Source organism: Bradyrhizobium sp. CIR18 (assembly GCF_014198295.1).
Classification (GTDB): Bacteria; Pseudomonadota; Alphaproteobacteria; order Rhizobiales; family Xanthobacteraceae; genus Bradyrhizobium.
Genome location: NZ_JACIHF010000014.1, coordinates 131,349 through 143,629, shown reverse-complemented (window position 1 = coordinate 143,629; position 12,281 = coordinate 131,349). Strand labels below are relative to the sequence as shown.

Here is a 12,281-nt window from a genome sequence, read left to right as displayed (position 1 = left end):
CCATACCGCGTGATCTATCGATTGAGACCGGCGGGAGTACCGAACGAACAGTCGTCGCCAAACTGCTCCCTGGGGTTATGGGTCCCTGCGTTCGCAGGGACGACAGCAGAGAGATATTCTAACTAACCCCCACCCTTCTCCCCGGCGCAGGCCCCACATACCTCGCCCTTGGCCTGATCAATTTCCCGAACTGCAACTGCTCGCTGGCGTGGGCGATCCAGCCGACGCTACGGGCCATCGCGAACAGAGCGAGCTCGCTGCCGGCGGGGAGGCGCAGCGCGTGCACCAGCACGGCGAGGGCGTAGTCGATATTGACGAATTCGCCGGTCGCCTCTGCGATCCGCTCCGGCACTTCGCGCGTGAACTTTCGCGGCGCGCCTGCACGAGACAGCGCATTCAGCAGCGATTGCGCGCGGGGATCGCCGCGCTTGTAGACGCCATGGCCAAAGCCGGCAAAACGTTCGCCGAGCGCGACGCGCTCACGCACCATCGGGGCGACGTCGCGATCGATCAGGGTCTTGACGAGCTGCGAAGCCAGCACGCTCGCGCCGCCATGTTTGGGCCCCTTCAATGCGGCGAGACCGGCGATGACGGCATCGTAGAGATTGAGGCCGGTCGAGGCGGCGCAGCGCGCGGTAAAGGTCGAAGCATTCAGCTCGTGATCGGCCAGCAGTACCAGCGCGCGGCGAATCAGATCAGGCGCGTGCTTGTTGTCCGCGGCCCAGGCTGTTGCGATCTGCTGATGCAGCGGCTCGGCCGAGGGTTCGGCATTGAGCATGGTCGCGACCAGCAACCGGACGATGCGGCCACCGACCATGGCGCGGCCGTCGGGCGCGCGGGTGAACGCACGGGGATCGACGCTCGCGGCCAGCGCGAGCACGGCGATGGCGCGGTCGATCGGCGCGGCCCGGCGTGCGGCTTGCCCGATCGTGCGCATTTCTTCGGAGAGCGCGGGCTGATTGTCCGGGGCGAATGGATCGACCTCGGAGACATCCCAGAGCAGCGTCGCCGTGTGCTCCAGCGTGTCGTTCTCGGCGAGATCGACGCAATTGACGCCGCGATAGATCGCCCCCTCTTCGGTGATGGTGGAGATCTCCGTGTCCATCACCGGCAGGTCGGCGTCGAAGCTGCGCAGGCCGCGCGGCTCCGGCGACGGCACCCGGCGCTCCTTCAGCGCGCGGACGTCCTCGGCACGGTAGCGGTTTTTGCGCGAATCCGGCGTCGGCTCGGAGCGGATCAGGCCGCGGCTGACATAGGCGTAGAGCGTGGCCGGCGAGATCGCGAGCTCGGCGGCGGCTTCCCGGGCGGAGAGGTAAAGCCCCTCGGAATTATTCATATTGATTTATGTAATCAAGATTGATCAATCTGTCGAGAGGGCCGAATTTTCCCTGGTGCAACGCAAAGGGAGATTTGGGTCATGAACATCCACCTCACCAAAAGCCAGATCGGGCTGGACGGCGTTCCCGCGGCCGAGACCGTGCTGAGCCATGTCGACGGCGAGCGCGGCGAACTGATCATCGCCGGCGAGCATGTCGGTCGCCTCGCCGCTCTCTCGAGCTTTGAGGGCGTCACCGCCCGGCTCTGGAACGGCGCCAGCAAGACCACCCTCACCGAGGCCAATGTGCGGGCGAGCCTCGGCCTTGCGCGCGAACGCGCCTTCGCGCGGCTGCCGGACCTGCTGCCGGCAACGCGCGGCATGGGCGTCATAGACGGATTTCGCGCGGCCGTCGCGGGGCTCCGCGCGGAGAACGGGCTGGAGCACGAGGCGACGATCGTCGGCGCGTTTCCGGTGATCGCAGGCGCGCTGGTCCGGCGCGCCAAGGGGCTCGAGCCGGTCGCGCCGGATCCCAATGTCAGCCATGCTGCCGATACGCTTCGGATGTTGCATGGGCGCGCACCGGCCGCACGCGAAGTCACCGCGCTCGATGCCTATCTCGTCACCGCCAGCGACCACGGCATGAACGCCTCGACCTTCACCGCGCGCGTGGTGGCTTCGACGCAGGCCGATCTGTTTGCCGCGGTGACCGCGGGCTATTGCGCCCTCACCGGTCCGCTGCATGGCGGCGCGCCGGAGCCGGTGCTGGAAATGCTGGACGCGATCGGCTCGCGCGAGCGCATCCAGCCCTGGGTGGATGCGGCGCTGGCCCGCGGCGAGCGGATGATGGGCTTTGGCCACCGCGTCTACCGCGTGCGCGATCCGCGCGCCGATGTGCTCAAGACCGCAGTCGAGGCGCTGGCGTCCAACGGCACCGATTTGCCCTTCGCCGGCGAGGTCGAGGCCTACATCCGCGCCGCCTTGCGCAAGAAGAATCCGGAGCGCCCGCTGGAGACCAATGTCGAATTCTTCACCGCGATCCTGCTCGATGCGCTGGCGATCCCGCGGCAGGCGTTCACGCCGATCTTCGCAGTCGCGCGCGCCGCAGGCTGGACCGCGCATGCGCGCGAGCAGCAGCGGACCGGGCGATTGATCAGGCCGAGCTCGTCGTATGTGGGGGCGATGCCGGAAGTTTGAGAGCGGATGTTTCCGCGAGCCCGGAAATCGTAGGGTGGGCAAAGGCGCACTTGCGCCCTGCCCACCATCAATCCGAAATCGCAATAGGCGCGTGGGCACGCTTCCGCCGTCGCTCTTCGAGCTATGGCGGACAAGTCGCTTTGCCCACCCTACGATACTAGCGCAAGAGGAGACGGCGTAGCCAATCACTCCGCCGTCGTCCCTGCGAAAGCAGGGACCCATACCGCGTGATTTATCGATAAGAGGCAGGTGAGAGTACCGCCGCGAGACTCTTCAGCTACGAATCTTCGCCAAACGTCTCCCTGGGGTGGGTCCCGGATCTACGCTCCGCTTCCCTGCGTTCGCAGGGACGACACCGAGGGTGTGGCGCCGGGGTGCCTGGCACCTACACAGCGCGCGCAAAGGCCCTACGCCTCGCGCACCACCGTCTTCAGATAATTATAGGCCTTGATGATCTCGATCAGGCGATCTTCCGTCGAGCGGTCGCCGCCATTGGCGTCGGGGTGGTGCTGCTTGACCAGCGCCTTGTACTTGGTCTTGACGTCGGCGAGCGTGGAATCGGGGCCGAGGCCCATGACTTGGAGCGCCTTGCGCTCGGCGTTCATCACCTTGCGCGTCTCGGCCTTGGGCTGAGCATCCGGGCCCTTCCGCCAGCCCGCGCGGCCGTTGATCTCGCTGAACATGCTGAACGGGTCGGCCGCCATGTCGATCTCGGCTTCCGCACCCTTCTTGCCGCCATTGGCGCCCATCTTCCAGGTCGGGCGGTGACCGGTCAGCGCATCCTTCTGATAGCGCGCGACGGCATCGGCGTTCATGCCGGAGAAGAAATTGTAGTTCTGGTTGTACTCGCGCACGTGGTTAAGGCAGAAGTGCCAGTACTCACGCTGGTTCTCGCGGCCCTTCGGCGCGCGATGCGCGCCCTTGTTCTGGCATCCGGCCCATTCGCAACCGACCGCGGTGTCGCGCGGCTTCACTTCCGGCTGCTTGCCCCGCGGCTTGACGCGGATGGAGTCGAAGAACTTTGATGAATCGATCGGCATGGCTGACTTTGACTACGCAATGCAAAAACCTTCAAGTCTTGACATTGCAATTCGCTGCAAACCCGGCAAATAACGGGTGTGATCTCTGCACCCGAATGGCACAACATGGCTATGCGCGACACTATCAGCAACAAGTTGCAGGAAGCTTTCACGCCGGAAAGCCTGCAAGTCGTCGACGAGTCACATTTGCACGAAGGCCATGCCGGCCATCGGCCCGGCGGTGAGACGCACTTCCGCGTTTATATTGTATCTGATGGCTTCAAAGGGAAGAGCCGGGTCGAGCGCCACCGCATGATAAATTCGGCGCTGGCCGCGGAACTCTCCGGCAGCGTGCACGCGCTGGCGATCCAGGCAAAGGCGCCGGGGGAAGGCTGACTTCGCTTACCCTCCCCCTCCAGGGGAGGGTAAGAAATTCAGAACGACGTCCCGGCCCGTCTCGGCTTGGCTTCTTCCAGCTCCGCCTCGCGAGCTACCGGTGAAATACGGAGCGCGGTTATGCGGTTGCGCTCGCGGCGCAGGACGCGGAAGCGGAAGCCGTGGAACGTGAAACTCTGGCCGCGGTCGGGGATCGAGCGCGCCTCGTGAATGACGAGGCCGGCAACCGTCGTTGCCTCTTCGTCGGGCAGATGCCAGTCCAGCGCACGGTTGAGATCGCGGATCGGCACCGAGCCGTCGACCACGACGGAGCCGTCGGGCTGGCGCCTTACGCCGGCGACCACCACGTCGTGCTCGTCGGAGATATCGCCGACGATCTCCTCCAGAATGTCTTCCAGCGTCACGAGGCCTTCAACCTCGCCATACTCGTCGACGACGAGCGCGAAATGGGTCTTGCGGCGACGGAACGCCTTGAGCTGCTGGGATATTGGCCGCATTTCCGGCACGAACCAGGGCGGCAGCATGATGGTGGTGACGTCGATGCGCGAGGTGTCACCTTCCGAGACGCGGATGGCCCGCAACAGATCCTTGGCGTGCAGGATGCCGATGATGTTCTCCGACTTGTCGCGCCACAGCGGAATGCGGGTGTATTCGGTGGCCAGCACCTCCCGCACCAGTTCTTCCGGCGGCAGGTCGGCATTGATCATCACCATGGCGGTGCGGTGAACCATCACGTCGGACACGGTGAGCTCGCCGAGGCGGAAGACGTTGTGAATGTATTCGGCCTCGCCGCTCTCGATCTTGCCGTGCACCGCGGATTCCTCGACCAGGCCCTCGATCTCGGAATCCGTCAGGATCTCGTGCTGCGAAAACTCCTGGACGCCGATCAGACGCAGGATCGCGCTCGAGGCCGTGTTGAGACACCAGCTCAGCGGATAGAACACAAGGTAGGAGGCATAAAGCGGATAGGCGATCCACTGCGACACCGGCATCGGCTCCCTGATTGCAAGCGTCTTCGGCACCTGCTCGCCGATGATGATGTGCAGGGAGGAGAAAACCAGGAACCCCGCCACGAACGAGGTGAAGTGCAGCGTGGCCTCCGATAGTCCGAGCGGCTGGAGGATCGGGCTCAGCAGCGCTGACACGGTCGGCTCGCCGATCCAGCCAAGGCCGAGCGAGGCCATGGTGATGCCGAGCTGGCAGCAGGCCAGATAGGATTCGATGTTTCCCATCATGGTCTGCAACAGGCGCGCGCCGAAGCGGTTCTGCTCCACCATGGCCTTGACGCGGAAGCCGCGGCTCTTCACGAGCGCAAATTCGGCTGCCACGTAAAACGCGTTGGCGGCGAGCAGGAGAACCGCAAGCAGCAGATTGATCGAGATCGAACTCATGTTTGCCTCGCGACCGCCTTGATCATCCGCGCCTCATTGCGGGCGGCCGATCCAGACGATGCCGCCATCACTGCGATAATTTCGACTTCAGGAAGTCCCGCACCGGGGCCGGCTCGACATCCTTCGCGATCACCGCGCGCCCGACGGCCTCCAGCAGGATGAAGGTGAGCTTGCCGCGCGTCACCTTCTTGTCCTGCGCCATCAACGCCATCAGCGCGTCGGCATCGGCAAGCCCCTCCTGGGCAAAGCCCGCGATGTCCTGCAGGCGCGTCGGCAGGCCGGCTTCGATCAGATGCCGCTCGACGCGCGACGCATCGGCTTCGCCGATCATGCCGAGCTTGGCCGAGAACTGCGCCGCCAGCGTCATGCCGATGGCAACGCCTTCGCCGTGGAACAGGCGGTCGGAGAAGCCGGTCGCAGCTTCCAGCGCGTGGCCAAAGGTGTGGCCGAGATTGAGCAGAGCGCGCTCGCCGGTCTCGCGCTCGTCGCGCGAGACGACGCCCGCCTTGGCGCGGCAGGAGGTCGCGATCGCGTGCTCGCGCGCCGAGCCGCCCTTGAAGATGTCGGAATGGTTCTTCTCCAGCCAGGTGAAGAAGGCCTCGTCACCGAGCACGCCGTATTTGGCGACCTCGGCATAGCCGGCGCGGAACTGCCGCGGCGACAGCGTGTCGAGCACGGCGGTGTCGGCGACCACCAGCACCGGCTGGTGGAACGCGCCGAGCAAATTCTTGCCCTGCGGCGAGTTGATGCCGGTCTTGCCTCCGACGGAGGAATCGACCTGCGCCAGCAGCGAGGTCGGCACCTGCACGAAATCGACACCGCGGCGCAGGATCGCCGCGGCAAAGCCGGCGAGATCGCCGACCACCCCGCCGCCGAGCGCGATGACGAGGTCGTTGCGCTCGATCTTCGCGGCGATCAGGGCTTCGCTGACCTTTTCGAGGCCGGCATAGGTCTTGGAGATCTCGCCTTCCTCGACAATGATGCGCGAGGTCGGGATGCCGCTGGCGGCGAGCGAGGCCTCGGTGGGCTCGAGCCAGTGCTTGGCCACCGTGCGATCCGTCACGATCGCGGTGCGCACGCCGGGACGCAAGGCGGCGACCCGTTCGCCGAGCGAGGACAGCACCCCGCGGCCGATGACGATGTCATAGGCGCGATTCCCCAGCGCGACCTCGACGTTGACAGGGTCGGAATGTTTCAACGGCGCAGTCATCGTATCGCACTCGCAACGTCGGCAGGTGGTTGGGTGGCTTGCTCACCACAGAGATGCGCGCGCAGCGCCTCGATGGTCTCCTCGACGATCTTGTCGTGCGGCACGTCGCGCGAGGCGATGGTGAGATCGGCATGGCTGTAGACCGGCTCGCGCTCGGTGAGGAGGCGCGTCACGGTTCCCTCGGGGTCGGCGGTCCGGAGCAGCGGGCGGTCGGCACGGCGCCGCACCCGGCGCATGATGACGTCGTGGTCCGCCTTAAGCCAGATCGAAACCGCCTTCGCCGCAATGCGCGCACGGGTCTCCTCGCGCATGAAGGCGCCGCCGCCGGTCGCCAGCACCACCGGACCGCTGTCGAGCAGCCGCGCGATGACCCGCGCTTCGCCGTCACGGAAATACGGCTCGCCGTGGCGCTCGAAGATCTCCGGGATGCTCATCTGGGCCGAGGTCTCGATCTCGGTGTCGGCGTCGACGAAGGGCAGCTTGAGCCTGCTCGCCATGCGGCGGCCGATGGTGGATTTGCCCACCCCCATCATACCGACGAGCACGATCGAGCGCGCCCCGAGCGCCGACAGGATGTCGGCTTCGGGCGAAGCTGGTATCGGCAACGCGGCGTCGGACATGGATATTGCTCTGGATCTCGCTCGATCTGCCGCCAAAGACGGCATGCTTTGGCCACCTATACGACCCCGCAGGGGGCCTCGCCAGTGGACTCTTGCCACGAAACGGCGAACATGTTGGATGATTTCATTGGTTAATTTGCCCGCCGAGACCCTAACCAAGTCCCTGCAGAGACCCCAGAACGATGCCCAGCCTGTTCCGCTTCCTGACGGTCGTCGCCGTGATCGCCGGCATCGTCTATGGCGTGGTCTTCGCACTGGCCAATTTCGTCAGTCCCAAGTCGCGGGAAATGACGGTGACGATCCCGCCGGACAAGTTTCTCAAGAAATAGGAGCTAGCCTCCCGGGCATGCGCAACCCGCCCTCAGATGCCAAGCTCACCGGCCTGTTCCTCGACATGCTCGCGGCGGAACAGGGCGCCGGGCCCAATACGCTCGACGCCTATCGCCGAGACCTCACCGATTTCTCGGAATTTTTGGGCCGCGTCGGCCACAGCTTTGCCGACGCCGAGACGCAAAATTTGCGCGACTACCTCGCCGATCTCGATGCCCGCGGCTTCAAATCCACCAGCGTCGCGCGCCGGCTGTCGGCGATGCGGCATCTCTATCGCTTCCTGCTGAACGAACGCATCCGAGCTGAGGATCCCGCCGCGATCCTGTCCGGTCCCAAGCGCGGCCGCGGCCTGCCGAAGGTGCTGTCGATCTCCGATGTCGACCGCATGCTCCGCCGCGCCAAGGAATTGAGCGAGGCGCAGGATGCCTCGCCGTCGAAGCGGCTGCGCGCCTTGCGGCTGTATTGCCTGCTCGAGGTGCTCTACGCCACCGGCCTGCGCGTCTCCGAGCTGGTGGCGCTGCCGCGCTCGGCGGCCAAGCGCGATGCCCGCATGATCGTGGTGCGCGGCAAGGGCAACAAGGAGCGCCTGGTGCCGCTCAACGAGGCCTCCCGCCAGGCGATGGCGGATTATCTCGCCGCGACGGAAGCTGCGAAGACGGAGAAGAAGAAAGACAGCCTCGCCGCCTCGAAATGGCTGTTCCCCTCGTTCGGCGAGAGCGGGCATCTGACGCGCCAGCATTTTGCCCGCGACCTCAAGGAGCTCGCGGTCGCCTCGGGCCTTCAGGCCCGGCTGGTCTCCCCGCACGTGCTGCGCCATGCCTTTGCCAGCCACCTCCTGCACAATGGTGCCGATCTGCGTATCGTGCAGACCCTGCTCGGCCACACCGACATCTCGACGACGCAGATCTACACCCATGTGGTGGAGGAGCGGCTGAAGAGCCTCGTGCGCGACCTGCACCCGCTGGCGGAGAAGTAGTTGTCGCCGTAGCCCGGATGGAGCGCAGCGAAATCCGGGGTTCTCGCCCCGCGGACAGACCTTCCCGGATTGCGCTTCGCTCCATCCGGGCTACGGGCACCCCATGAAACCGCCTTGACTTCGGCCACATCTCCGCAGAAAGAGCCGGTGCCTTCGCATGATTTGACGGGCCCGCTCGCAACGCACAGGTCAACTCATTGAAGAAGCTACACTTCTTATCCTTGGTCTAAATCCGCTTCGCCGCCTCGCCCCGTCCTCCCTATATTGAGTTGATGCAAGACCAGATGCGCAGCTATCTCGACTTCGAAAAGCCGGTCGCCGAGCTCGACTCCAAGGTCGACGAGCTCAGGACGCTGGCGGCCTCCGGTACCGACATCTCCGATGAGATCGGGCGGATCGAGGACAAGGCGGCGCAGGCGCTGGCCGACCTCTATCAGAACCTGACGCCGTGGCAGAAGACGCTGGTCGCGCGGCATCCGCAGCGGCCGCATTTCAACGATTTCATCAAGGGTCTGATCACCGAATTCACCCCGCTCGCCGGTGACCGCAAGTTCGGCGAGGACGAGGCGCTGGTCGCCGGCTTCGGCCGTTTCCGCGGCGAAGCGATTTGCGTGATGGGCCAGGAAAAGGGCGATTCCACCGAGAGCCGCATCAAGCACAATTTCGGCATGGCGCGCCCCGAAGGCTATCGCAAATGCGTGCGGCTGATGGAGATGGCCGAGCGGTTCGGCCTGCCGGTGCTGTCGCTCGCCGATTCCGCTGGCGCCTATCCCGGCATCGGCGCCGAGGAGCGGGGACAAGCCGAAGCGATCGCGCGCTCGACCGATGCCTGCATGGCGCTGACGGTACCGAACGTCGCCATCATCACTGGCGAGGGCATGTCGGGCGGCGCCATTGCGATTACCACCGCCAACAAGGTGCTGATGCTGGAGCACGCGATCTACAGCGTGATCTCGCCGGAAGCGGCGTCCTCGATCCTCTGGCGCGACGGCACCAAGGCCCAGGAAGCCGCCAACAACATGAAGATCACCGCCCAGGACATGCTCCGCTTCGGGGTGATCGACAGCATCCTGAAGGAGCCGGTCGGCGGCGCCCACCGCGACCCCGCCGACATGATCGCCACCACCGGCGATGCCATCGCCAAGGCCTTCGACGAGCTGCGCGGCCTGGATGGGGATGCCATCCGCAAGCAGCGCCGGCAGAAATTCCTCGATATCGGCCGGAAACTGGGCTGATTCGGCGGGATTCGGTGCCGTAGGGGCGGTGCGCTCCCTCTCCCGCTTGCGGGGGAGGGTTGGGGTGGGGGTATCTCCACGGGCGACACTCCCAATGCGGCGCGAGCCCCCTCCCGGCCTCCCCCGCAAGCGGGGGAGGTGAAGACCCCCCGGAAACCGCCCGTTAACCCTTTTTTTGCCCAAATCAGCGATCTGAGTCCCAGTCGGGCCGAAAGGCCCAAGTTCCGTCCCAACTCGCGTCCATTCAGTCTTCGTTGACCATGCCGATGGGCCAACGGGCTCGTGATCCCCGCTCGGGTTGCGACCACATGACCCAGAGGTTAGAATTTTAATCAATGGCTTCAGGGCATAAGCGCTGGGGCGTGGTCTGAAAAAGCCCGTCACGACGGGTCTGGTTTTCCGGTCGGATCATGCTCCATCAGAATTGGGGTTCGCGCTCTCTGCCCGGCACGGTGTGGGGTCCATCTTGATTTCTCGTTCGCTTGCTCGCGCGCTCTTGGCTTCGGTTGCGCTGATGACGGCCAGTGTTCTGCTGGCCGGCTGCGATACCGACCAGGTCTCGCTCGCGACCAATGCCAAGGCCAATCAGCCGGTGCCACCGAAGCTGCTCGCCGCGATGGTCGAGAAGGACATGGACCTGCAATCGCCGATCCTGGTCCGCCTGTTCAAGCAGGAGGCCGAGCTCGAGGTCTGGAAGCAGGCCCGCAACGGCCAGTTCGCGCTGCTCAAGACCTATCCGATCTGCCGCTGGTCGGGCGACTTAGGTCCGAAGGTGCGCGAAGGTGACCGCCAGGCGCCCGAGGGATTCTACTCGATCAACCCGAGCCAGATGAATCCGCAATCGGCCTATTACCTCTCGTTCAACACCGGCTATCCGAACGCGTTCGACAAGGCGCTGGGCCGCACCGGCTCGCAGCTGATGGTGCATGGCGACTGTTCTTCGCGCGGCTGTTACGCGATGACCGACGAGCAGATCGCAGAGATCTATTCGCTCGGCCGCGAATCCTTCTTCGGCGGCCAGAAGGCGTTCCAGCTGCAGGCCTATCCGTTCAAGATGACGCCGGTGAACATGGCCAAGCACCGGAACAATCCGAACATGCCGTTCTGGAAGATGATCAAGGAAGGCTATGATCATTTCGAGGTGACGCGGCAGGAGCCGAAGGTCGATTTCTGCGAGAAGAAGTACGTCTTCGACGCGGCGAAGCCCGCGGACGCAAAGCGCGATCCGGTGTTCGACGCCTCGGCAAAGTGCCCGGCCTATGTGATTCCCGAGGACGTCGTCGCCGCCGTGCGGGGCAAGCAAGCCAAGGACGAGGCGGAATACGCGAGGCTGGTCGCCAAGGGCACGCCGGTGGCGCGCATGAACACCGGCATCGACGGCGGCATGAACAAGATCTTTGCCGCGAAGATTCCGGAAGGCTCGACCGGCCTGTCCGAAGGCGCCGAAGGCACCACGCTGCAGATGCTGGCGATGGCCAAGGCGCCGGGCACGATCCCTGGCCACGTCAATCCGCCCAAGCCGAACCTCGACAGCGTGGCGTCCGCGCCTGCGCCGCAGGAAGAGCCAGTCGTCGCCGTCAGCGCACCCGCGACCGGCGCCCGCGTCGCCACGGCCGCGCCGACGACTGAGAAAGCCGGCGGCTTCTTCTCCAACCTCGGCCGCAAGATGGGCATGGGCTCATCCGACACCACCGCGACCACCCCGCCGCCGCAAGCCACCGCATCCGTGGCCCCGGCCATCACGACCACGACGCCGCCGACCGCAGCGTCGCGGCTCAAGGCCGCCGTGACCCGATTCGTGCCGGGACATGACAAGTCCAAGGATGCAGCGAAGGACGCGCCGAAGCCGGCTGCGACCGTGGCGACCAAGCCTGCCGAACCGGCAAAGCAGCCCGACACCCGCCTCGCCGCAACGCGCCCGGCGCTGAAGCCGTCGGTGGCGGATGGTACGAGTGAAGCGACGCAGATCATGGGCGCCGCGCCGGTGATCTCGTCGAACTCGTTCGACAGCCGCTTTGGGGCGATGAAGTAGGCGGGCGACGCCGCGCTCCTGTCTTTCACGATCGACAACGTCTCACCGTCACCCCCGCGCAACGGCAAAGCCGTTGTCGCTGGAGGTGGCCGCTTCTTCAGCGGCCCTCGAAGGGCGACGGCCCGGCTGGCAGCTCGGCCGTTCCTTCGAGGCTCGCTACGCGGTGCTCATGCACCGCGCTGCTCGCACCTCAGCGATTCCGAGACTTATGACGGCATCAGCAGGGTGCGCAGTCCGAATGACGATCCATTCAATCGCTACTTCGGATAATAATAATTTCTCTTTACCCGAACTCCGACACACCCTATACTCCCTCGCCATCTCATCCCGCCGGAAGGGGCGGGTCGCGATCGTCACGGTTCGTGGGGTGAGTTGCGGTGGACGCGGGCGGTGTTGGCGCCAGATGCGGTCGCAGGGCGGGTCTCCCCGTGAGCGATGGCGGGCGCGGTACGACAGGCCGGCCGCGTACGGCAAAATCGTGTGGTCCTGGCGCCCGCAGGCTGGCGTCAAGTCTCCGCGGTGGTGTGCGTGCCCGACCGGGTTGCGCACATCAGCGATCT

General features: G+C 65.3%; 11 protein-coding genes. 6 read left to right on the top strand and 5 right to left on the bottom strand.

What is annotated here, in order from left to right:
- Positions 1-118: 118 nt before the first annotated feature.
- The gene (locus tag GGD65_RS31845; protein ID WP_179732166.1) at positions 119-1,336 is read right to left on the bottom strand and encodes a citrate synthase family protein; all 1,218 of its coding nucleotides are present in this window, start codon (positions 1,334-1,336) and stop codon (positions 119-121) included.
- 81 nt (positions 1,337-1,417) lie between these two features.
- On the opposite strand from GGD65_RS31845, the gene GGD65_RS31840 reads away from it, so the two are divergent.
- A complete protein-coding gene (locus GGD65_RS31840; protein WP_183237837.1) occupies positions 1,418-2,512 on the top strand; it encodes a citrate synthase/methylcitrate synthase in 1,095 nt (364 codons plus the stop codon).
- A 407-nt stretch (positions 2,513-2,919) separates the two neighbouring features.
- On the opposite strand, the gene GGD65_RS31835 is transcribed toward GGD65_RS31840, so the two are convergent.
- On the bottom strand, positions 2,920-3,552 hold the full coding sequence (locus GGD65_RS31835) for a J domain-containing protein (protein ID WP_018320576.1): 633 nt from the start codon (positions 3,550-3,552) through the stop codon (positions 2,920-2,922).
- A gap of 105 nt (positions 3,553-3,657) precedes the next feature.
- On the opposite strand from GGD65_RS31835, the gene GGD65_RS31830 reads away from it, so the two are divergent.
- Positions 3,658-3,927, top strand: a complete 270-nt coding sequence (locus GGD65_RS31830; protein WP_179732170.1) for a BolA family transcriptional regulator — start codon at positions 3,658-3,660, stop codon at positions 3,925-3,927.
- A gap of 38 nt (positions 3,928-3,965) precedes the next feature.
- Here the strand turns inward: GGD65_RS31830 and GGD65_RS31825 are convergent, their stop codons facing one another.
- The 3 genes from GGD65_RS31825 to GGD65_RS31815 form a co-directional block, all read right to left on the bottom strand.
- Positions 3,966-5,318: a hemolysin family protein gene (locus GGD65_RS31825; RefSeq protein WP_092261313.1), complete on the bottom strand. Its 1,353-nt coding sequence runs from the start codon at positions 5,316-5,318 to the stop codon at positions 3,966-3,968.
- Between the two features lie 67 nt (positions 5,319-5,385).
- Entirely contained in the window at positions 5,386-6,528 is a 1,143-nt protein-coding gene (gene aroB, locus GGD65_RS31820) for a 3-dehydroquinate synthase (RefSeq protein ID WP_183237836.1), read from the bottom strand.
- Positions 6,525-7,148 (bottom strand): shikimate kinase, encoded by a 624-nt coding sequence (locus GGD65_RS31815; protein ID WP_018320572.1) that lies wholly within the window; start codon positions 7,146-7,148, stop codon positions 6,525-6,527. The genes aroB and GGD65_RS31815 overlap by 4 nt, the downstream gene beginning before the upstream one ends.
- A gap of 182 nt (positions 7,149-7,330) precedes the next feature.
- On the opposite strand from GGD65_RS31815, the gene GGD65_RS31810 reads away from it, so the two are divergent.
- From GGD65_RS31810 to GGD65_RS31795, 4 genes are all read left to right on the top strand, one after another.
- Entirely contained in the window at positions 7,331-7,477 is a 147-nt protein-coding gene (locus tag GGD65_RS31810; protein WP_014439243.1) for a hypothetical protein, read from the top strand.
- Positions 7,478-7,494: 17 nt separating this feature from the next.
- The gene (gene xerD, locus GGD65_RS31805; RefSeq protein ID WP_018320571.1) at positions 7,495-8,454 is read left to right on the top strand and encodes a site-specific tyrosine recombinase XerD; all 960 of its coding nucleotides are present in this window, start codon (positions 7,495-7,497) and stop codon (positions 8,452-8,454) included.
- A 272-nt stretch (positions 8,455-8,726) separates the two neighbouring features.
- Positions 8,727-9,689 (top strand): acetyl-CoA carboxylase carboxyltransferase subunit alpha, encoded by a 963-nt coding sequence (locus GGD65_RS31800; protein WP_183237835.1) that lies wholly within the window; start codon positions 8,727-8,729, stop codon positions 9,687-9,689.
- 514 nt (positions 9,690-10,203) lie between these two features.
- Positions 10,204-11,721: a murein L,D-transpeptidase family protein gene (locus GGD65_RS31795; protein ID WP_183237834.1), complete on the top strand. Its 1,518-nt coding sequence runs from the start codon at positions 10,204-10,206 to the stop codon at positions 11,719-11,721.
- The last annotated feature ends 560 nt before the right edge of the window (positions 11,722-12,281 follow it).

Excerpts from the sequence above, each read along its gene's own strand:
- GGD65_RS31810 (WP_014439243.1), top strand. The coding sequence starts at position 7,331 with ATGCCCAGCCTGTTCCGCTTCCTGACGGTCGTCGCCGTGATCGCCGGC.
- aroB (WP_183237836.1), bottom strand. The coding sequence starts at position 6,528 with ATGACTGCGCCGTTGAAACATTCCGACCCTGTCAACGTCGAGGTCGCG.
- GGD65_RS31800 (WP_183237835.1), top strand. The coding sequence starts at position 8,727 with ATGCAAGACCAGATGCGCAGCTATCTCGACTTCGAAAAGCCGGTCGCC.
- GGD65_RS31840 (WP_183237837.1), top strand. The coding sequence starts at position 1,418 with ATGAACATCCACCTCACCAAAAGCCAGATCGGGCTGGACGGCGTTCCC.
- GGD65_RS31825 (WP_092261313.1), bottom strand. The coding sequence starts at position 5,318 with ATGAGTTCGATCTCGATCAATCTGCTGCTTGCGGTTCTCCTGCTCGCC.
- GGD65_RS31835 (WP_018320576.1), bottom strand. The coding sequence starts at position 3,552 with ATGCCGATCGATTCATCAAAGTTCTTCGACTCCATCCGCGTCAAGCCG.
- GGD65_RS31845 (WP_179732166.1), bottom strand. The coding sequence starts at position 1,336 with ATGAATAATTCCGAGGGGCTTTACCTCTCCGCCCGGGAAGCCGCCGCC.
- GGD65_RS31830 (WP_179732170.1), top strand. The coding sequence starts at position 3,658 with ATGGCTATGCGCGACACTATCAGCAACAAGTTGCAGGAAGCTTTCACG.
- xerD (WP_018320571.1), top strand. The coding sequence starts at position 7,495 with ATGCGCAACCCGCCCTCAGATGCCAAGCTCACCGGCCTGTTCCTCGAC.
- GGD65_RS31795 (WP_183237834.1), top strand. The coding sequence starts at position 10,204 with ATGACGGCCAGTGTTCTGCTGGCCGGCTGCGATACCGACCAGGTCTCG.
- GGD65_RS31815 (WP_018320572.1), bottom strand. The coding sequence starts at position 7,148 with ATGTCCGACGCCGCGTTGCCGATACCAGCTTCGCCCGAAGCCGACATC.